Annotated in this window: 18 protein-coding genes and 1 pseudogene; 9 read left to right on the top strand and 10 right to left on the bottom strand. The window is 72.5% G+C overall.

Translation table 11 applies throughout. The features are described 5' to 3' along the window. From VIG79_RS06265 to VIG79_RS06275, 3 genes are all read right to left on the bottom strand, one after another. A partial coding sequence (locus VIG79_RS06265) for an ATP-dependent DNA helicase (RefSeq protein WP_331883517.1) occupies positions 1-3,336 on the bottom strand: 3,336 nt, incomplete at its 3' end. Continuing rightward, positions 3,333-6,554 carry an ATP-dependent DNA helicase gene (locus VIG79_RS06270; RefSeq protein WP_331883520.1) on the bottom strand — a complete coding sequence of 1,074 codons (3,222 nt, stop codon included), beginning with the start codon at positions 6,552-6,554 and terminating at the stop codon, positions 3,333-3,335. The genes VIG79_RS06265 and VIG79_RS06270, both read right to left, overlap by 4 nt. 36 nt (positions 6,555-6,590) lie before the next feature. Continuing rightward, the gene (locus VIG79_RS06275; protein ID WP_331883523.1) at positions 6,591-6,926 is read right to left on the bottom strand and encodes an MGMT family protein; all 336 of its coding nucleotides are present in this window, start codon (positions 6,924-6,926) and stop codon (positions 6,591-6,593) included. Positions 6,927-7,105: 179 nt separating this feature from the next. Between VIG79_RS06275 and VIG79_RS06280 the strand changes: the two genes are divergently transcribed. From VIG79_RS06280 to VIG79_RS19745, 3 genes and pseudogenes are all read left to right on the top strand, one after another. Next, entirely contained in the window at positions 7,106-7,486 is a 381-nt protein-coding gene (locus VIG79_RS06280; protein ID WP_331883526.1) for a VOC family protein, read from the top strand. Between the two features lie 43 nt (positions 7,487-7,529). After that, positions 7,530-7,763, top strand: a complete 234-nt coding sequence (locus VIG79_RS06285; RefSeq protein WP_331883528.1) for a hypothetical protein — start codon at positions 7,530-7,532, stop codon at positions 7,761-7,763. 78 nt (positions 7,764-7,841) lie between these two features. Further along, a pseudogene (locus tag VIG79_RS19745) lies at positions 7,842-7,964 on the top strand (short-chain dehydrogenase); the annotation flags it as partial. A gap of 272 nt (positions 7,965-8,236) precedes the next feature. On the opposite strand, the gene VIG79_RS06290 reads toward VIG79_RS19745, so the two are convergent. Beyond that, positions 8,237-8,851, bottom strand: a complete 615-nt coding sequence (locus VIG79_RS06290) for a hypothetical protein (RefSeq protein WP_331883531.1) — start codon at positions 8,849-8,851, stop codon at positions 8,237-8,239. Between the two features lie 336 nt (positions 8,852-9,187). On the opposite strand from VIG79_RS06290, the gene VIG79_RS06295 reads away from it, so the two are divergent. After that, positions 9,188-9,460, top strand: a complete 273-nt coding sequence (locus VIG79_RS06295; protein WP_331883533.1) for a hypothetical protein — start codon at positions 9,188-9,190, stop codon at positions 9,458-9,460. A gap of 245 nt (positions 9,461-9,705) precedes the next feature. Further along, positions 9,706-10,236, top strand: coding sequence for a hypothetical protein (locus tag VIG79_RS06300; protein ID WP_331883535.1), 531 nt, complete (start codon positions 9,706-9,708; stop codon positions 10,234-10,236). A 10-nt stretch (positions 10,237-10,246) separates the two neighbouring features. On the opposite strand, the gene VIG79_RS06305 is transcribed toward VIG79_RS06300, so the two are convergent. After that, the gene (locus VIG79_RS06305; RefSeq protein WP_331883538.1) at positions 10,247-11,200 is read right to left on the bottom strand and encodes an NAD(P)H-binding protein; all 954 of its coding nucleotides are present in this window, start codon (positions 11,198-11,200) and stop codon (positions 10,247-10,249) included. A gap of 221 nt (positions 11,201-11,421) precedes the next feature. Here VIG79_RS06305 and VIG79_RS06310 point away from each other — a divergent pair, with 221 nt between their 5' ends. Then, positions 11,422-12,606 carry a zinc-dependent alcohol dehydrogenase gene (locus VIG79_RS06310; RefSeq protein ID WP_331883541.1) on the top strand — a complete coding sequence of 395 codons (1,185 nt, stop codon included), beginning with the start codon at positions 11,422-11,424 and terminating at the stop codon, positions 12,604-12,606. After that, complete coding sequence (locus VIG79_RS06315; protein ID WP_331883543.1) at positions 12,603-14,054, top strand: SDR family NAD(P)-dependent oxidoreductase; 1,452 nt, start codon at positions 12,603-12,605, stop codon at positions 14,052-14,054. The genes VIG79_RS06310 and VIG79_RS06315 overlap by 4 nt, the downstream gene beginning before the upstream one ends. A gap of 96 nt (positions 14,055-14,150) precedes the next feature. Here VIG79_RS06315 and VIG79_RS06320 read toward each other — a convergent pair whose 3' ends face one another. The 5 genes from VIG79_RS06320 to moeB all read right to left on the bottom strand — a co-directional run bounded on the left by VIG79_RS06320 (position 14,151) and on the right by moeB (position 18,050). Further along, complete coding sequence (locus VIG79_RS06320) at positions 14,151-14,735, bottom strand: hypothetical protein (RefSeq protein ID WP_331883546.1); 585 nt, start codon at positions 14,733-14,735, stop codon at positions 14,151-14,153. An 83-nt stretch (positions 14,736-14,818) separates the two neighbouring features. Beyond that, entirely contained in the window at positions 14,819-15,379 is a 561-nt protein-coding gene (locus VIG79_RS06325; RefSeq protein WP_331883548.1) for a DUF3618 domain-containing protein, read from the bottom strand. Beyond that, positions 15,376-15,807 carry a phage holin family protein gene (locus VIG79_RS06330; RefSeq protein WP_331883550.1) on the bottom strand — a complete coding sequence of 144 codons (432 nt, stop codon included), beginning with the start codon at positions 15,805-15,807 and terminating at the stop codon, positions 15,376-15,378. Before VIG79_RS06330 ends, VIG79_RS06325 begins: the two co-directional genes overlap by 4 nt. After that, positions 15,804-16,601 (bottom strand): hypothetical protein, encoded by a 798-nt coding sequence (locus VIG79_RS06335; RefSeq protein ID WP_331883553.1) that lies wholly within the window; start codon positions 16,599-16,601, stop codon positions 15,804-15,806. Before VIG79_RS06335 ends, VIG79_RS06330 begins: the two co-directional genes overlap by 4 nt. Positions 16,602-16,862: 261 nt before the next feature. Then, on the bottom strand, positions 16,863-18,050 hold the full coding sequence (moeB, locus tag VIG79_RS06340; protein ID WP_331883555.1) for a molybdopterin-synthase adenylyltransferase MoeB: 1,188 nt from the start codon (positions 18,048-18,050) through the stop codon (positions 16,863-16,865). A gap of 84 nt (positions 18,051-18,134) precedes the next feature. Here moeB and VIG79_RS06345 point away from each other — a divergent pair, with 84 nt between their 5' ends. Then, positions 18,135-18,830 (top strand): TetR/AcrR family transcriptional regulator, encoded by a 696-nt coding sequence (locus VIG79_RS06345; RefSeq protein ID WP_414672592.1) that lies wholly within the window; start codon positions 18,135-18,137, stop codon positions 18,828-18,830. 91 nt (positions 18,831-18,921) lie between these two features. Continuing rightward, complete coding sequence (locus VIG79_RS06350) at positions 18,922-19,146, top strand: DUF3107 domain-containing protein (protein WP_331883561.1); 225 nt, start codon at positions 18,922-18,924, stop codon at positions 19,144-19,146. Positions 19,147-19,305: the final 159 nt, after the last annotated feature.

Consider the following 19,305-nt stretch of genomic DNA (forward strand, 5'->3'; position numbering starts at 1 on the left):
GTAGAACGCGGCGTCCACGTCGCGCGGCGGGAGGTTCCGGAGCCGCGCATACGCGAGGGCGTATGCGGCGAGCTGCAGCGTGCGGTGCCGGGCGGAACGAGCGTCCGGCTCGATGCCGGTCTTCCAGTCGACGATGGTGAAACCGCCGCCGTCTCGCGGGAAGACCGCGTCGATGCGGCCGCGGATCGCGAAGCCGTCGAGAACCGTCTCGACCGCGATCTCGACCGCCTCGGGGACCCGGTCGGCCCACTCGCTGGCGAGGAACAGCACTTTCATCCGGGCCAGCTCGGCGCCGGTGATCTCGTCGGGGGCGGTCTCGTCGGCGCTGCCCGGCAGGTCGAGGACGTCGACCATCGCCGCGCGGTGGTAGTGCTGCTCGACCCAGGCGTGGAAGGCGGTGCCGCGCCGGGCCGCGAGCGCCGGAGCGGCCGGCATCGGCCGCCGCAGCGACAGGGCGAACCGCGTCTGGTCGGTCGCCAGCTGCACGACGTCGGACGCGGACAGGTGTCGCGGCACCTCGACGACGACCTCGTGGTGGGCGGCCGCCTCGGCGCGTTCGGCCAGGAGAAGGTCGAGCTCCGCTGCCGTCGCTTCGTCCAGGGGAGCCGCGGACGATGGCGACGCGAGGGCGGCGGCAACGAGAGCTACTCCCCCGGCCAGCTGTTCCCGGCGCGTCACCAGCGGGTCGTCCGGCCACGGGTGGCGTACGGGTTCGACCAGCCGCGGGTTGACGGCGCGCCCGGACTCGTCGGGCACCGGCATCTCCGCCCACGGACCACGAACCAGGTGACGCGCGTCGGCGAGCTCCTCGAGGAACACCGAGGTGACCTTCGGCGTCCCGGCGTCGGCCCACACCGGCGCCGTCAACAGCAGCTCGGACCGGGCTCGGGTGAGCGCGACGTAGGCCAGCCGGCGCTCCTCGGCCGTCGCGTGCCGGCCGCCCTCGAGGGCGTACTCGGCGAAGTCCTTGGACATGGCCTCCCAGTCGGGGGCGTCTCGCCAGTGCAGCCGCGGCAGTCCGTCGGCGTCGCCACGCAGGTCGTAGGGGACGCCGTCCGCCCCGACGCACCAGCCCTTGTCCTTGAGCTCGGAGACCTCCCAGTGGTCGCCCTTCCACGAGCTGGCGGCGCCGCCCTCGCGCGCCGGGAACGACGCCTCGACCAGTCCGGGCACGGCGACGCAGTCCCATTCCAGGCCCTTCGCGGCGTGCACCGTCAACACCTGGACCGCGTCGAGCGACGTCTCGATGGTCGGCGCGTCGAGGCCGCGCTCCTGCTCGATCGCCGCGTCGAGCCAGGCCAGGAAGCCGCCGAGGTTGGGCCGGTCGGCCGAGGCCGAGAACGTCGCGGCCACCTCGGCGAACGCGTCGAGGTGGGCTCGCGCCGTCGCGACGGTGTGCTCCGGGCGGGCCAGCACCTCGATGTCGAGACCCAGAGCCCGCTCCCCCTCGCCGACCAGCTCGGCCAGCGGCAGGCCGGCGAGCCGGCGGAGGTCCTTGACCACGCGGCCGAGCGCCCGGAGCCGGTCGAGGCCCGCATCCGAGACCCGCTGACCGTCAGCACCGCGCCACGCCGCCGGCGGCAGGTCGTCGAGCGCCTCGACAATGCTCGCCCGGTCGGAGCTCTCGGGCGCCTGGTCGCGTACCTCACCCACGGCCGGATGCCGGACCAAGCCCGACTCGTCGCTCCCCCGTGAGGCCGGGTCGAACTCCCCCGGCTCCTCGAAGTCCTCGTCGGGCGCCGTCTCCAGGCCGGGCAGCTGCAGGACCTGCGCCTGACCCGGCAACGCCGTGGTGGCCCGCTGCTGCGCCCGGGCCCACGACGCGAGCCCGTCGAGGTCGGCCGGCCCGAGCCGACAGAACGGTCCGGTGAGCAGCCGCATCAGCCGGTCGCCGCGCGAGGGGTCCTGGACCACCCAGAGCAGGCTGACCAGGTCGTTCACCTCCGGGGTGAGCAGCAGCCCACCCAGGCCCACGACCTCGACGGGCAGGTCGCGCGCCTTGAGCGCCTCGACGACGAGCGGGAACTGGGCCCGCTTCCGGCACAGCACCGCCGCGCTGAGGTTGGTGCGGCGCCCACTCGGCGATCGCCACCGTCGGGCGACCCAGTCGGCGACGTAGGCCGCCTCGTCTTCAGTTGTCTCCAGGCGCGCCGACTCCACCCGACCGGGTCCGGCGTCCGGTCGAGCGCGCAGCGGCGCGACGATCGCCGACCGCAACGGCGTCGACGTGGTGTTGGCGAGGTCGAGGATGGCGTGGTCGTTGCGCCAGCTGGTCCGCAGCGGCAGGACCTGCGCCTCGCCGCGCTCGTCCGCGAACTCCCGGGGGAACCGGGTCAGCGTCGTCGCGCTGGCGCCCCGCCAGCCGTAGATCGACTGGTTCGGGTCGCCGACCGCGGTCACGCCCACGTCGCCGCCACCGGCTCCCGCCGCCCCGAACAGCGACCGCAGCATCACCAGCTGGGCCTCCGACGTGTCCTGGAACTCGTCGAGCAGCACCGCCCGGAAACGGGTTCGCTCCGTCACCCCGATGCCCTGAACCGACCGCGCGAGCCGCGCCGCAAGCGCCATCTGGTCGCCGAAGTCCATCGCGTCGCGCTGGCGTTTGAGGTCGAGATAGGCGCGCACCATCGGAAGGATCGCCCGCCGGTTGCGCAGCGCCGGCAGCACACGGTCGGTCTCCATCGGATGCACCTTCCGGCGCGTCACCCCCTTGGGCACCGCCAGCATCGCCACCTCGAACTCATCGATGTAGCGGCTGACGTCCTCCGGGTCGAGCAGGTGCTCGGCCATCTCCCCGGCCAGCGACACCACCGCCTCGGTGACCGTCGACTCCGCCGAGGTCAGCTCCTCGACGTCGCCGTCGTAGCGGCTGACCACCTCGTAGGCGTACTGCCAGGCAGCCGCCTCGGACAGCAGCCGCGACTCCGGCTCGTACCCCAGCCGCAGGGCGTGCTCGCGCACGAGGCGCCCCGCATACGAGTGGTAGGTCGACACGACGGGTATGCCACCGAGCGGCTCGGCACCGTCTTCGTCGAGCGGCTTGGGCGTCCAGATCCCCGCGTTGGAGAGGCGGCGCAGCCGGCGGCCGATCCGCTCGGCCAGCTCGGTGGCAGCCTTGCGGGTGAAGGTGAGGCCCAGCACCTGGTCGGGGTCGACGTGGCCGTTGGCCACTAGCCAGACCACGCGCGAAGCCATCGTCTCGGTCTTGCCGGAGCCGGCGCCGGCTACGACGAGCACCGGCCGGAGCGGGTCGGCCTCGATGACGGCGCGCTGCTCGTCGGTCGGCGGGGGCAGGCGCAGCGCCTCGGCCAGCCCGAGCGCGGTGTGGCTGGTCATCGCATCGTGCTCCCCTCCGGCATGGCGGGGCACGAGGTCTTGACGGGGCAGAACGTGCACCACGTGCCGGGGGTCGCCGCGAACTCGTGGCCCCCCATACCCTCCGCCGTCTCCGCCACCAGCTGGGCCGCCCACCCCGGGTCGTCCTGGGTCTCCAGGGGCGGCTGCTGCTGGATGACCGGCTTGTCGCTGGCGCCGGCCGCCTTGCCGAGGTGCAGCAGCGCGGCACCGGCCGAGGTCGTGCCCTCGCGGCCGAAGGCGCCGTGCTCCACGGCGAGCTGGTAGGTGCCCAGCTGCGGATGCGTCGGGACGTCGTCGGCCCTGGGCTTGCTGCTGCCGGTCTTGTAGTCCACGACGCGCAGGCCACCGTCCGCGGCTCGTTCGAGCCGGTCGACCCGGCCGCTGATGGTGGCCCGGCCCACGTCGACCCGCAGCGGGACCTCCGAGTCGACCTTCTCCGGGCGGTCGGGGTCGGCGAAGTAGGCCGCGAGCCGGTAGGCCATCCGGTGCGCCTGCTCGCGCTGCCGGTCGGTGTTCCAGCCAGGCGGGAGCCCGAGCCGGCCCCACCGACGCTCGACCTCGGCCCCGAGGGTCTCAGCGTCCGCGTCGTCGCCCAGCTCGTGGGCGATGTCGTGGATGAGCGTGCCGAGGTTGGCCGAGCCCTGGCTGGGCGCGTCTCCGCCGGCGCTGGTCAGCGCCCAGCGAAGGCGGCAGTCCCCGAAGCTCTCCACCTTGGACGGCGAGAGCCGGACCTGCTGCTCGGGGCGCCGGAGCGGGCGGTCGTCGCTGAGGACCCGCTGGATCCACCACTGCTCGGGTTCGGCGCCGGCGACCCGGGCGGCGGCGAGCCGGCCCAGCGCGGAGGCCGCGGCGGAGGCCCCGTCGGGGTCGTCCAGCACCAACCGGCGGCGGAGGTCGGCCACGAGCGACGGCAGGGAGAGGCTGCGGCCGAGCTCGGTGAACTCGCGCTGCTCCGCCGGTGCTTGCTCCGGAACCCCGGCCGAGTCCGTCGGCGCCACGAGCGGGTCGACGAGGTCGAGGTAGACCGACGGCTGGTCGTCCTCGCTGCGCACGGCCGTGACCAGCAGCCGCTCCGACGCGCGCGACACGGCGACGAGGAACAGCCGTGTCTCGTCGTATCGAACCGCCGTCTGCGCCGCCCGGAACGTCCGGTCGCGGCCGGTCACGACGGCGACCAGCTCCTCCGAGCCCAGCAGCGAGCCGCGCAGCCGCAAGTCGGGCCAGACACCCTCCTGGACACCGGCGACCGCGACGTAGCGCCACTCGCGGCCGGCGGCCCCGGCGGGCGTCACCAAGGCGACGCCGTCGCCCGACTGCGCTCGCGCCGCGAGGGTGTCGCCGGGGACGTCCTGGCCCTGGATGTGCTCGAGGAACGCGTCCGGCCCTGCGGCCGGGAGCCGGTCGACGTAACGCTGCGCCGCGTCGAACAGCCCGACGACGGCGTCGAGGTCACGGTCGGCGCGAGCGCCACGCTTCCCACCGCGCAGGGCGAGCCGGTTCCAACGGTCCGCGACGTCGAGGGCGTCCCACACCGCCCAGAGCACCGTCTCCGCACTGACACCCGGGGCCCACGTGCGTGCGCCGTCGGTGTCCCCCGCTTCGCCGGTGGCGACCGTACGCGCCGCGTCGAGCCCCGCGTCGATCGCGTGCGACAGCCGACGCAGGGGTGTGGCGTCGTGGCCCAGCGAGGCGGCGTGGCCAGGTTCGAGCAGGACGGCGGCCAGCAGCTCGTCGCTGGACCGCTCGCCTCCGCTGTCCAGCTCCTCCCGGCGCAGCAGCCGACGGAGCCGCCGGAGCCCAACCGCGTCGCACTCCCCCAGCGGCGACAGCACGAGGTCGATGGCGCGCTCCGGCTCGACCCGGTGGTCGGGGTCCAGTGCCACCTGGAGCACGGTGTCGACGAGGGCCAGCAGCGGACGCACGGCGACCTCGTCGCGCACCGGGCTCTCACTCGCCGAGGGCAGCATCGGCACGCCGTGGGCCATGAGGATCCGCCGGAGCGCCTCGTCGCGGCCCTCACTGCGGACGATCACGGCCATCTCGCCCCAGGCGATCCCGTCGAGCAGGTGAGCCGCACGCAGCCGCGCCGCGATGTGCGCTGCCTCCTGGGCCGGCGACCTCAGGAGGGCGACCTCGACACTGCCGCCGGCGCCGAGGGGCACGGGTGCCCGCTGCTTCCCGCCGCCGAGCGCGCCGATGCGGGTGGTGATGGTGCGGCTGACCCCGAGCAGGGCTTTCGGCTGCCGGTATGCGGTGTGCAGGAGCACCGTCGGCGGCTCGCCGGCGGTGGGGTCGGGCCGGCCGAGGTCGGTCCATCCGCTCGCGAGGATGCGGGGGTCGGCACCGCGGAACGTCTGGACCGCCACGTCGGGGTCGCCGACGAGGACGAGGTCCGGGCCGGCCGAGGTGAGGACCCGCAGCAGGCGGGCCGCGGCGAAGGTGAGCTCCTGGGCGTCGTCGACGACGACGAAGCGCACGTCCGCGCATACCCGCGCGAGCGCCTGGGGGTCGTCCTCGAGCAGGTCGGCCGCGGCGGTGAGGATCCAGGCCGGGTCGTAGGCCCCGGGTCGGGAGAAGGCGGTGACCTGGTCGTACTCGCGAAGCACCTGCGCCGCGGCGACCCACTCGGGGCGGCCGTGCTCCGCGCCGAGCGCGGCGAGCCGGTCGGCCTCGATGCCGTGCTCGACGGCCCGCATGAGCAGGTCGCGCAGCTCGGCGCGGAACCCGCGCTTGTCAAGCGCGACGAGGACGTGCTCGGGCCACGGCGGCGGGGTCGCGTCGCCCTTCGCGTGCCCGGTCAGGAGCTCGCGCAGGATGACGTCCTGCTCGGGGCCGCTGATCAGCCGTGGCGGCTCGTCGCCGCGCAGCGCCGCCTCGCGGCGCAGGATCCCGAAACCGAACGCCTGGTGGGTGCGGGCCAGCGGCTCGGTCGAGGTGCGGGCCAGCCGAGCCGTCACCCTCTGACGCAGTCGCGCGGCGGCGGCGCGCGTCGAGGTGAGCAGCAGGCACTCGTCCGGCGACCGGCCGCCGAACAGGACCCGGTCGACGACCAGCTCGACGGCCGTCGTGGTCTTGCCGGTCCCCGGAGCGCCGAGGACGCGGAGCAGCGGGCCGCCGGCGTCGAGCGCAGCCTGCTGCCCGTCGTCGAGGCTCGGCGCGTCGACGACGAGCGCCGGGGCACGTCGCAGCAGGACCACGTCGTCATCCCACCACGGGCGGGCGACACGTCCCGTTCAGCTCGCGGGCCCGTCCCAGCGCGCCCGGGCCAGGTCGACGCGGAGCCCCTCCAACGTGCCGCGGATCATCGGCGTGCTCTCCTCGCGGTAGTGTCCGCGGGCGCGGTCCTCCAACCCGCGCGGCGGCCACCCGCCAGCGCGGACGACCCGCCACCAGGGGACGTCGCTGCCGTAGCGGCCCATCACGTTGCCCACGAACCGGGCGCCGCGGCTCCCGACCAGCTCGGCGACGTCGCCGTAGGTGAGCACCTTGCCCTCGGGAATCTGGTCGACGATCTCGAGGACCTCCTCGGCCATCGCCGGCAGCTCGAAGTGGGGGTATGCGTCGGGCACGGTCCGATCCTGCCAGCCGCGGGTGCGGGCCCCCCGGACGGCGCCGGCATGGGACCAGGTCGAATACCCGGTCGCGTCACCGAACCGGGCCCGGGCACAGCAGATTCGGGTACTCGACCGGGTACCCGACCCCACACCGCACCACGTTCGGTGTCGGCCGGCCGTGGCAGGGTGCCGCCATGGCAATCCGGGGACGGGAACGGCGGGGCTGGCTCGGTGTCGTGCTCGGCGCCCCGAGCGCGCGCGAGCTGGCGTACTTCTACCGCGATCTGCTGGGCTGGGAGCTGGCCACCGACGAGCCCGACTGGTGCACGATCGGGATGCCGGACACGCCCGTCAACCTCGGGTTCCAGACCGAGACGAACCACGTGCGCCCGGTCTGGCCGGCTGGTCCCGGCGACCCGCAGATGCAGCTGCACCTCGACCTCCAGGTCACCGACCTCGAGGGAGCGGCCCAGGACGCGGCAGCGCTGGGGGCGACCATGGCGGAGTTCCAGCCGCAGGAGGACGTGCGGGTCCTGCTCGACCCGGCCGGCCATCCGTTCTGCCTCTACCGCTGAACCGTCGCACCTGCTCCCGCCACCAGGCGGCAACCCTCGACCGATGGGGGATCCGGCACTCCTGTACCCGTCCGTGGAGCTCGCCGACGTCGAGCTCGGTGAGCTGCTGATGGTCGACCCTGATCGCCACTCCGGGCTAGCGGTGGAGGGACGTCAGGTTCAGGGGTGGTCGTCGCCTCGCAGTCCCGGGCACGTCCTGCCCGCGTTGACCGCCGAACAGGAGCGCCAGCTGGCGACAACCCCGGTGGAGGAGCTGATGTCGTTGCCGATGCTGTAGCCCGACACCGTGCTCGATTCCCTGTACGCCTACCAGCTCGCCGAGCCCGGGAACGCACTGCGCGTCCGTGCGGAAGCGGTGCGGTGGGCTCGGCGCGGCGCGCGGATCAACGCCATCAGCCCCGGCGTCATCGTCACCCCGATGTCGCGGGACGAGCTGAGGGCACCCAGCGGAGCAGCGTTCCGCGCCATGATCGAGACGAGTCCGGCCGGGCGAGCCGGCACCCCGGACGAGGTCGCAACGGTCGGTGCACTTCTCCTCGGCGGACGGCGCCTTCAGCACCGGCAGCGACGTCCTCATGGACGGCGGCCTCACGGCGGCCTACTTCTACGGCTCGGAAACGACGGCACCATGAGCGACGGCCAGGGGGACGTTCCGCCTACCGTTCGGCTGGTGGGGCGAGCAGGTCGTGGACGGTGCGCGGCCGGCGCCTGGCTTCACCGCCAACGAGCGGGCCCTGTTCGACGCGTGGCTCAGCCGGGTGGCCGAGCCCGGAGAAGCCGTCCGTATGCCGTGATGTCCAGCGCACGCCGGGTCTCGACCAGGATCGACCAGAGCAACGCCTGGTTGGCCTCGAGAACCAGCCGACCGGTGCGACGTTCGATCTCCTCGACCGCCCCCGCGGCCTGGAAACGGTTGCCGCCTAAGAAGATCGCCTCGGCCCCGTCACGGACGTGTCGACATACCCAGTCGGCGACGGGTCCGGGCCGCACCTGAGCCGGGTCATCGGGCAGGGTGTCCGCCCGTGAGGCGACGGCATCGAAGCCTTGGGCCCGGAAGTAGGTGGCTCCCAGCTCGCTGGTCGCGTCGTCGAACCAGGGTGGGTGGACCAGGTCGACCCGGTCGATCCCGTATGCGCGCAGGGCCGGCACCGCCGCGAGGCTGCTCGATCCGACCGGGAGCCCCCACCGAGCCCCGAGCCCCTGGACAAGGGTCGTCTCGGCGTCGCCGCCGATCGCGTAGCCCCGAGCTGGTCGAGGCGTAGGTGAGGGCGTCGACCGACCCGTGCGGAAACGTCTGCCCGGCCTCGTCAAGAGCGGACGGCCGAGCTCCTTCCCGCAGGCTCTGTGGGGACGTCGCGCCGGCATCACCCCACGCGGCGAGCGGGATACGGGAGACCACCGTGGCGACCTGGCCCGCCGTCATGACGGGGATCTCGACCTCGGGTCCGGCGGTGACGTGTGGGGTCGGCACGCCGACGGTCAGCGTGCGGTCGCTCATGACTCCAGCATGGGCCTTCGGGGCCATGGGGCTCGTCCGTTCGACTGTCGCCCCTGGCTGGTTGCCCGATGTGTCCCTTGCTGTCGAGGAGTTGTATCGAGGGGGACGCTTCCGTCCTCTGCACAGGCATACCCCGGGAGGGATGGGTCGACCGGCGCGAAGCGTTGAATGGGACAGAGAGCCGCAGGGCAGCTGGAGGGAACATGCACGAGTACACCGCCGAGGAGAGCGCCGCCCTGGTGGCGGCGTGCACGGCAGCGGCTGCGCACCGCAGGGATCACCACCACGCGGCGACCGTGACCTGCCACCCGCACGCCGTCGAGGTCGTTCATCTCGGGCATCGTGCCGTCACGGTGTGCCATGACTGCGAGTCCGACTCGGGGTTCCTGCCGGAGCGTGAGGCCGAGACGATGGCCCACGCCCACCGCGTCCAGACGTTGGGCGACGTGCGCGCCCGCCTGGGGCCGGCCGCCTGACCATCCCGGCTCGTACAGCTCTGTGGTCAGTCCCAGTACTGGCCGCCCGACGGCAGGACCGCGAAGTCCTCGACGTCGTGCGACAGGAACGCCGGGGTTCCCGGCCCGTCGCAGGACTCGCAACCGTCGGTACGACAACAGTTTCCCCTCCACGTTCCAGTCGCTGATCTGGGGCATGTCGGACGTGATCTGCTCGCGGAGGGGTGCGGCGTCGCCCACGAACGCGACCCGGCCTCGACCGGGCGGTGGCCGCGGTGCTGACGACGACGTGGTCTCAGCTGTGGCCCGCGGGTGGGCTGCTGATGGTCGCTGCGCTGCTGTTCGTGCTCGGTGAACGGTCGACCGACCGCCCATCGGTGGCCGAGCCCCGCCCGACCAGCCTCGCGACACGGGTCGACATCCCCGCCCTGCTGCTGACCGTGGCCGCGGCGGTACCGCTCATCTGGTTCGCCGCCGAGATGGTCGCGAGCGCGCGTGCGGGTCGTTATCCGAACGACGACATCACCGTCGGGCTGAGCCACTGGCCCCTGCAGGCCGCCCTACCGCTCGCCATGCTCGCCGACGCCGGCCTGACCGCCGTTCGGCAGTCCGGGTGGCAGGTATCGGCATGGACGGTCGTGGCCGGGACGGCGTGGATGGGCGTGTTCTCGGTCGCCTATCCGCACCACGCCGGGAGCTTCGGACTGCTGGGCCGTGCGGGGGCGATCCTGTGGTCGGCCCTCTTCGCGGCCACCACGCGGCGATCGTCGCGCCAGGCGCACCCTCCCGAGGAGTGAGCGCCAGCTCTCAGACCCGGTCCGCCGCCGAGGCGCGGGCCGGGTCCCCGGCGACGTCCGCACCGTCGAGGTCGGCGTCGTCCACTGCTAGGGCCCGACGGATGCTCTCTCGCAACGGCATCGGATTGTGCGGTCCGAGGGCGACGATCGGCTCGAGGTCGGCCACCATGTCGTTCCGCAGGCTCGCCATCAACGACTGGACCGTCGGGGTGTCGATGTCGGTGAGCAGGCCCGCCACCCACCCCACGAGCTCCTGGGGCAGGCCCGGCACGGTGACCTGTATGCGAGTCAGGCCGGCGATGTCCGCATACAGGTCCAACAGCTGTGGGTACGTGAGACGGTCCGGGCCCGCGACGTCGAGGTGTCCGACGACGTCGACCCGCTCCACCGCCTCCGCCAGGTAGTGCACGGCGTCGGCCACGGCGATCGGCTGGACGAGCGTGTCGCGCATCCAGGTGGGAATGGTCTGTATGAGGGGGAGGCGCTCGGAGATCTGTCGCACCATCTCGAAGCTGGTCGACCCGGAGCCGACGACCATCGCCGCGCGCAGGGTCAGCGTCGACGCGGTGGACTGCGCGAGGGTCTCCTCCACCTCCAAGCGCGACGCGAGATGCTCCGACAGGTCCGCAGTGGACCCGTCGGGAACCAGGCCGGAGAGGTAAACGAGGCGTCGGACACCCTGGTGGTCGACGGCATCGCGGAGGTTCTCGGCCGCCTCGCGGTCGATGTGGCGGAAGTCCGCATCGCCGAGCCCGTGGATGAGGTACACCACCGCGTCGACCCCGGCCAGCGCCAACACGGTCTCCCGCAGGTTGAGCACGTCCATCCGACGCCACTCCACCTGGTCGGCCCACGACACCGCGGGCGGGTCAGCACCCGTACGCGTGGCGACGACGGCGTGCCCACGACGCAGGAGCTCCGGGACGAGCCGGGAACCGACGTATCCAGCCGCACCCGTGACCACGACCCGCACCCGACGCTCGCTTTCCGCGCCGAGCTGCGCCGCCGCCGCTGTGGCGTCAGGTCCGGGCCCGGCCAACTCTACGGTCCGTCGCCGGACCCGGCGCGCCGGCAACGTCCCGAAAGACTCACGACCTGGTTTGTGGACCAAAGCAACCGGGTAGCGCACTGTCAGGCTCGGTGCGCTGCTCGCGGACACGCCTACAGCCACGAGAGAGGTGTCCGATGAGGGCTTTGACATGGCAGGGCAAGCGCGAGGTCGAGGTCCAGGATGTGCCGGACCCGGTCATCCAGGAGCCGACCGACGCGATCGTGCGGATCACCACGACCGCCATCTGCGGGTCGGACCTGCACCTCTACGAGGTCCTGGGCGCCTACCTCAACCCCGGCGACGTCCTCGGGCACGAGGCCATGGGCATCGTCGAGGAGGTCGGCTCGGAGGTCACCCACATCGCCCCGGGCGATCGAGTCGTCGTGCCGTTCAACATCTCCTGCGGCCGCTGCTGGATGTGCTCGCGCGGCCTCTACGCCCAGTGCGAGACGACCCAGGTGCGCGACCAGGGCAAGGGGGCGGCTCTCTTCGGGTACACCTCCCTCTACGGTTCGGTTCCCGGCGGGCAGGCGCAGTTCCTTCGCGTACCCCAGGCCCACTTCGGGCCGATCAAGGTGCCCCACGAGGGACCGGACACCCGCTTCGTCTACCTCTCCGACATCCTGCCCACCGCCTGGCAGGCCGTCGCCTACGCCGACGTCCCGACCGGGGGAACCCTGGCGGTCATCGGGTTGGGACCGGTGGGTCAGTTCGCGACCCGGATCGCGCTCGCGCAGGGCGTCGAGAGAGTCATCGGGGTCGACCTCGTCCCGGAGCGCCTCGACCTGGCCGGAAAGCACGGAGTCGAGGTCCTGGACGTCCGGGACGTCGACGACGTCGCCGCCACCCTCCTGGAGATGACCGGCGGTCGCGGACCGGACGCAACCATCGACGCCGTCGGGATGGAGGCGCACGGCTCCCCGCGCGCGCAGGCGGCCCAGACCGCAGTGGGTCTGCTTCCGGACGCGCTGGCCCGACCCCTGGTCGACCGGTTCGCGGTCGACCGCCTCGACGCGCTGCATACCGCGATCAAGTCCGTGCGCCGCGGCGGGACCGTCTCGGTCAGCGGGGTCTACGGCGGCGAGGCCGATCCCATGCCGATGATGGAGATGTTCGACCGGGGCGTGCAGCTGCGGATGGGCCAGTGCCACGTCAAACGGTGGATCGACGACATCATGCCGATGGTCCTCGACGAGACCGACCCGCTCGGAACGAGCGACCTGGCCACCCACCTGCTGCCGCTCGAACAGGCGCCACACGGGTACGAGATCTTCCAGGCCAAGCAGGACGCGTGCATCAAGGTGTTGCTCAACCCGTGACCGCTACGGGTCGGGTCGTCGTCGTCACCGGGGCCTCGAGCGGCATCGGTCGGGCCACCGCCATCGAGCTGAGCCGACGGGGCAGCGTCGTGGTGATGGCGTCCCGGTCGGAGAGCGCCCTCCTCGCGGCCCAACAGGACTGCGCACCCGGGATGACCACCGTGGTGCCCACCGACGTCCGCCACCGCCACGACGTCGACGCGCTGCTCGACGAGGCGATCCGGGTCCACGGGAGGGTGGACGCCGTGGTGCACGCCGCCGCCGCGCTGGCCTACGGGCGCTTCGAGGACGTCCCCGCCGAGGTCTTCGACAGCGCGCTGCAGACCACCCTGCTCGGCACCGCCAACGTGGCCCGATCGGCCCTGCGGGTGTTCGAGGCTCAGGGTGGCGGCAGTCTCGTCGTCGTGGGCTCCCTGCTCGGCAAGATCGCCACGCCCTACATGAGCTCGTACCTCACCGCCAAGTGGGCGGTGCACGGGCTGGTGCGATGCCTCCAGATCGAGGCCCGGACCACGTCCGGCATCGACATCAGCCTGGTGACGCCGGGAGGCGTCAACACACCCGTGTACCTCCAGGCCGGCACCTACCTGCGACGCCACGGGCGGCCGCCGCCACCGGTCGTCTCGCCGGAACGGGTTGCTGCCACGATCGTCCGAAAGCTCGACCGCCCGGCCCGCGAGACCAACGTCGGGCCCACCAATTCGCTCACCGTGCTCGGGTTCCGTTTCCTCCCAGGGGTTTTCGACCGAGTCGTCACTCCGTTGATGCGCGCCGGCGGCCTGTCGCCGCAGGAGGTGCCGCACACCGCGGGCAACGTCCTCCAGCCCCAACCGAGCCGCGAGGCGGTCCACGGACCATGGGACAACGTGCTCGGCATCGTCGGCCGGGCCCACCCAGCGGCCACGGTTGAGGTCGACGACACGAGGCCACCTCCGGCGCAGGCACCGGAGTTCGACGACCACGGCCGAGCGCGGGTATGCCGGCACGTGGCGGCTCCGCCCGAGGCGGTGTGGGCGGTGCTCTCCGACGGCTGGCTGTATGCCAGCTGGGTGGTGGGCGCCTCGCGAGTACGCGCGGTGGACGCCGACTGGCCGGCACCGGGCAGCCGGATCCACCACTCGGTGGGGGCATGGCCCGCGCTGATCAACGATGTCAGCCGCTGCCTGGAGGCCGAGCCCGGCCGGCGGATGCTCCTGCAGGCCAAGGGATGGCCGCTCGGCGAGGCCCACGTCGAGCTCTCGATCATCGCCCGGGACGACGGCTGCGAGGTGACGATGGTCGAGGACGCCACTGCGGGACCGGGCCTGGCGGTCCCCGGGCCCGTACGTCAACCAGTCATCGCGGCCCGCAACCGCGAGGCGCTGAAGAGGTTGGCGCTCGTCGCCGAGGGACGACATCGTGAGTGGACCGGTCGGGAGCCCGCGAGTCCGGCCTTCGAGGCGCGGTAGGCCGGAACGCGCCCTCGAGGCGCGGTAGGCAGAACGGCCCTCCTCGACCAGGACGACTGGTCGAGGAGGGCCGGACGAGCCGGTCGCGTGCGGCGGTCAGCGGATGGCGTTGACGACGTCACTCAGGGTGCGCCGGGCGGCTCCGGTCAGCACCTGACCCGCCTTCTGCTGCTCACCCTGCTGCGCACCGAGCACGACGATCGCTCCGGTGAGAGCAGGCGTCGCCCACTGCAGCACGCGCAGTCCCTGCTGGAGCCGCGCGGTGCTAGCCGGGGTGCGCCGGTCGGGCACGGTGCCTCCGGCCGCGTGAGCAGGCGTCTGGTGCGCCAGCCGAGCGCCCAGCACACCGCTGGCGGCGGTGGTCGCCATGGCCGCCACGCTGAGTGCCGTCTTGACGGCGGTGTTGGCTCCCACCCCCTGCTGGTGGGCGACGCGAGTGCGGTTGGCGACGATGAGGCCGATCCCGCCGATGGCGTAGGCGGCGATGGCCGACGCCGCCACCGGGCTCCAGCGGGCCCAACCCGAGGTCGCCACCGTGGCGCGCTCGCCGGGGTCGGACACGTCCTTCGACGCACCGTTGAGGCCGACGGCGCCCATGAGGGAGCCACCGAACCAGGCGGCGCCGCCGAGGTCGTGCAGGGTTCGCACGACGGTGTTGCGGTCGGAGGTGACGAGGTTCATGTACCGCCTGTCACGGAACGGTCGATCGGGTGCGCCCAAGGTGAGCGGCCTGAGCAGTGGTTGCCCAGGCCGCTCACCGCCGGTCAGTTCGCCTGCGCCTTGACCTCGTCAGTCGCGGACTGGGCGGACGAGGAGACGGACTGGGCACTGGAGCTCGCCTCGTCCTTCACGGTGGTCGCGGACTGGGCCGCGCTCTCCTTGACCTGGGCAACGGCGGCCTGCGCGGGCTCCTGGAGGTTCCCAGCGACCTGCTTGGCCGCGTTGGTCACCTCGTCGGTGAGCGGCTGTGCCTTCTCCTTCAGCGCAGTCGCCGCCTGCTGCTCGACCTCCGAGGCCGGGATGAGAGAGGCGACCAGCCAGCCGACGCCGAAGGCGACCAGTCCGGCGGCGACGGGGTTGCCTCGGGTCCGGCGGCGAACCGCCGAGGGCGCAGAGCCCCCGGCGTGGCCGACGGAGTCGGTGGCGTCCCCTGCGGCGCCCATGACTCGGTCCTTGAGGTCGGCAGCGCCGTCCATGACCTTGTCCACCTGTCGGCGGGCCACGTTTCCGGGGCGGACGCTGTCGGCCAGCGCGTTGACGTTGTCGCTCAGGTCACCTCGGGTGGCTTCGATCTCCTGGCGAATCTGGTCCGGGTCGGCGCTCATGATGTCTCCTCGTGTCCTGCAAGTGCGGGCGGAATCTGCTTGGTGGTTTCGGTGGTGCGGGGCAGGCCCTCGACCTGTCCCAGCTGCGTGCGGCCGGACGTGTAGAGCACGGCCCCGACGACGGCCCAGAACGCGGCGACGACGAGCGCCGACCACGCGTTGCCGATGAACTGCCCCAATCCCCACCATGCGGAGATGGAGACGAACAGCAGGACCATGTGGCCGGCTACGCCGGCTCCGGCGAGCTTGCCGGCGGCGGCGCCGGCCTGGGTGGCGCTCTGTCGGATCTCGGCCTTGGCCAGGGCGACCTCCTGCCGGATCAGCGTCGACAGGTCGGCCGTGACGGCGCTGAACACCTCGCCGATCGGCCGGTCGTCGGACTCGGGGCGCTGACGGGTCGCCGCCCCGGAAGCGGTCTGGTCGGTCATCGAACATCCCAGGCGGGCTCGGACCCGGTGCGAGCCGCCGGTGCCGTCGAGATCTCGTCGATCTCGTCGACCTCGTCGGCGTGGAACGGCTGCACGGCCATCGGGTCGGACGTGGTCGTCGTGACGACCGGACGGGGCGACATCGACGTGGAGCGGGCATCGACGGCCGACGGCGATGTCGAGCTCTTGCTCGCCGATGCGTCGGCGGTCAGGCCGCGCGTGAGGCGCCCGGTAACCAGGCCGGCGGCAGCGGCCAGCGCGAGGAACATCCCCGGGCGCTGCCGAGCGAACCGGGAGGTCTCGCTGAGCAGGTCGGCCGGCTCGTGACTCTCGAGCCACCCCGCCGCGCTGCGACCGCGCGAGGAGACCTGACGGACCAACGAGGTCGCCGGACCGGACTGGGCGTTACCACCCTCCGAGCGGTCGACCATGCCGTCGAGCTCGTCGACGATGGAGCTGATCCAGGTGGCCAGGTTGTTCTGCTGCGTCGCGGCCTGGTCGGTCAGCTGGGTCCGTGCTTCGCCGAGCAGGTTCTTCGCCTGCGTGCCGGCCTCCCCGACCACCGAGGACGCCTCGTCCACGGCAACCTGGGCGACCTGGCGGCCACCGTCGAGGGCCTCGTGACCGACCTGCTTGGCCTGGTCCGCGGCCACCGCGGGTGTCGAGGACGGCTCCGAGTCGTACGAGGTGCTCGAACCCAGGTAGGGCGTGGCGATGGGGTCGGTGTCGGTGTGGGTGTCGGGCAGGGGGTCGTAGCCGTTCCCGGGCGTGCGGGGTGTGTCGTACTGGGACATGAGGTTCTTCCTTCGTCGGTGCCATCCGAGGGGACGGCGCGAGGGCACTCCGGCGGGCTGCTGTGCCGACCGGGAGAGCGGGATGACCAGCAGACCTGCCGGTGCGCGATCCCGATTGGTGGTAGGCGCTGGCTTCACCTCTGGTGAAGGGGAACTACCCGCAGCCGAGGAGGCTGAATCCTTCCGACCACCACAATCACGCGGAACTTCCGGCAGCGGGTGAGATCCACTCGGCCTAGGTGCAGCCAGCCGGGCCGGCGATCAGTAGGCCGGTTGGGTCGGGTCCACCTCGCGAACCCACGCCAGTACGCCGCCGTCGAGGTTGACCACGTCGGTGTAGCCGGCCGCCCGGGCCAGCCGGGTCGCCTCGGCCGAACGACCGCCGACCTTGCACATCACGACGATCCGCCGGCCGCGAGCGGCCAGCTCGTCGCGCGCGAACGCGGAGCCGTCCCGGAACTCGTCCAGGTGGATGGCCACCGCGCCGGGGATCGAGGCGATCGCTCGCTCGTCCGGGCCGCGCACGTCCACCAGGAGCGGCGGGGCGTCCGACCCGAGCTCGACCGCCAGCTCCGGCGCCGACACCCGTGGCCCGTCGGCGGCGGCTCCGTCCCCCGGCCCCGCCACCCCGCAGAACTCGTCGTAGTCGACCAACGACGTGACCGTCGGGGACTCGCCGCATACGGGACAGCCGGGGTCCTTGCGCACCGTGAGCGCGTCCCACGTCATCGCCAGTGCATCGTGGACCAGCAGCCGCCCGACCAACGGCTCGCCGATGCCCAGCAACAGCTTCAGGGTCTCGGTCGCCTGGACCGAGCCGATCGTCGCGCAGAGGACCCCGAGCACGCCGCCCTCCGCGCACGACGGCACGGCTCCGGGGGGTGGCGGCGTCGGGAACACGCACCGGTAGCACGGTCCGTGCTCGGCCCACCAGACCGAGACCTGCCCGTCGAAGCGGTAGATCGACCCCCAGACGTGAGGCTTCCCCAGGAGCACGCATGCGTCGTTCAGCAGGTAGCGCGTCGGGAAGTTGTCGGTCCCGTCCAGCACGACGTCGTAGTCGCGCAGCACCTCGAGCGCGTTGGACGAGTCGAGCCGCAGGTCGTGTCTGACCACCGCCACGGACGGGTTCACCCGCGCGACCGCCTCGACGGCCGACTCGGTCTTCAGCCGGCCCACGTCGGAGTCCGAGTGGATCACCTGACGCTGCAGGTTGCTCGTCTCGACGACGTCCGCATCGACCACCCCCAACGTCCCCACACCGGCGGCCGCCAGGTAGAGCAGTGCCGGCGACCCGAGGCCACCGGCCCCCACCACCAGCACCCGTGCGGCCGACAGGCGCTCCTGACCGGTCCTGCCGACCTGCGGAAGGAGCACGTGGCGGGCATACCGCTCCACCGCGGGACGGTCCAACGGACGACCCGGCGACGCGATGGGCGGCAGCGGCACCCGAGCGACGGTACTCGTCGCCGGTCAAGACCCCCGCCGAGGACCTAACCAGGTCCCCGAGCGCGTTGGCTACCCGTAGGTAGGATGACGAACGTGGAGGGACAACCGGTGACGACGACGGCGAACGGCCCGGCACGGGGCCAGCGGCTGCCGAAGTCGGCGCGGCGCGCGCAGCTGCTCGAGGCGGCCCAGGCCACCTTCGTCGAGTACGGCTACCACTCGGCTGCGATGGACGAGATCGCCGACCGAGCGGGCGTCAGCAAACCCGTTCTATACCAGCACTTCCCGGGCAAGCTCGACCTCTACCTCGCCCTCATCGACCACCACCGCGGACTTCTCGAGCAGGCGGTCCGCGACGCTCTGGCCAGCACCACCGACAACAAGCAGCGCGTGATCGCGTGCATCGACGCCTACTTCGAGTTCGTCTCGCGACAGGGCGCGCCGTTCCGGCTGATCTTCGAGTCCGACCTCACGAACGAGCCGGCGGTCGCCGAGCGCGTGGAGGGCGTCGCCCTCACCTGCGGCGAGGCACTGGCCGAGGTCATCGCCGGCGACACCGACCTGTCCGACGCCGACGCCCACCTGCTGGGCATGGCCCTGACCGGCATGGCCCAGGTCTCGGCCCGCTACTGGCTGTCCCGCGGCGACTGGGGCCCGGGCGAGGCTGGGGAGGTTCCCCGCGAGGAGGCGGCCCGGATCGTCGGCCAGCTGGCCTGGCGCGGCATCGGCGGTTTCCCCAAGAGCGAACAAGTGGAACAGGTGGCCCTCAGCCGCCGTTGACCGTACGCAACGTCACGGGCACCGGTATGCGGTGCCGACGACCGCCGGCGGCGTCACCTTGTCGCCGGCTCCCCCAACGAAAGGCACCCCCGTGGAGGTCAGGATCGGCGTCCAGAACGTCGCCCGCGAGCTGGCGTTCGAGTCCAGCCAAAGGGTCGAAGAGGTCACCGCGCTGGTTGACGAGGCGCTGAAGAAGGGCGGCACGCTCGCCCTCAGCGACGAGAAGGGCCGCAAGTACGTCGTCCCGGTGACGGCGCTCGGTTACATCCACATCGGCGAGACGGAGAAGAGCCGGGTCGGTTTCGGGACCGACTGACCGGGGCACGGTCCAGGGGGCCGGCCCAGTCCGCCCACCATTTGTAGCCACATTGTTGCCAAGTCGACAATGCCCCAACTGCCACGTGCGTCACAGAAGGTGAGACGTTAGAGCTACACCAGTGCCCGACCAATCCGTCGGGCCGTCCGGTCGCCTCAA

Origin of the sequence: Lapillicoccus sp., from assembly GCF_036559105.1 — a bacterium.
In the GTDB taxonomy this organism is placed as follows: domain Bacteria; phylum Actinomycetota; class Actinomycetes; order Actinomycetales; family Dermatophilaceae; genus Lapillicoccus.

Coding starts and splice junctions, on each gene's coding strand:
- VIG79_RS06280 (WP_331883526.1), top strand. CDS start 7,106: ATGGCAATCCGGGGACGGGAACGGCGGGGCTGGCTCGGTGTCGTGCTC.
- VIG79_RS06285 (WP_331883528.1), top strand. CDS start 7,530: ATGGGGGATCCGGCACTCCTGTACCCGTCCGTGGAGCTCGCCGACGTC.
- VIG79_RS06290 (WP_331883531.1), bottom strand. CDS start 8,851: ATGCCGGCGCGACGTCCCCACAGAGCCTGCGGGAAGGAGCTCGGCCGT.
- VIG79_RS06295 (WP_331883533.1), top strand. CDS start 9,188: ATGCACGAGTACACCGCCGAGGAGAGCGCCGCCCTGGTGGCGGCGTGC.
- VIG79_RS06310 (WP_331883541.1), top strand. CDS start 11,422: ATGAGGGCTTTGACATGGCAGGGCAAGCGCGAGGTCGAGGTCCAGGAT.
- VIG79_RS06320 (WP_331883546.1), bottom strand. CDS start 14,735: ATGAACCTCGTCACCTCCGACCGCAACACCGTCGTGCGAACCCTGCAC.
- VIG79_RS06325 (WP_331883548.1), bottom strand. CDS start 15,379: ATGAGCGCCGACCCGGACCAGATTCGCCAGGAGATCGAAGCCACCCGA.
- VIG79_RS06330 (WP_331883550.1), bottom strand. CDS start 15,807: ATGACCGACCAGACCGCTTCCGGGGCGGCGACCCGTCAGCGCCCCGAG.
- VIG79_RS06335 (WP_331883553.1), bottom strand. CDS start 16,601: ATGTCCCAGTACGACACACCCCGCACGCCCGGGAACGGCTACGACCCC.
- VIG79_RS06345 (WP_414672592.1), top strand. CDS start 18,135: ATGACGAACGTGGAGGGACAACCGGTGACGACGACGGCGAACGGCCCG.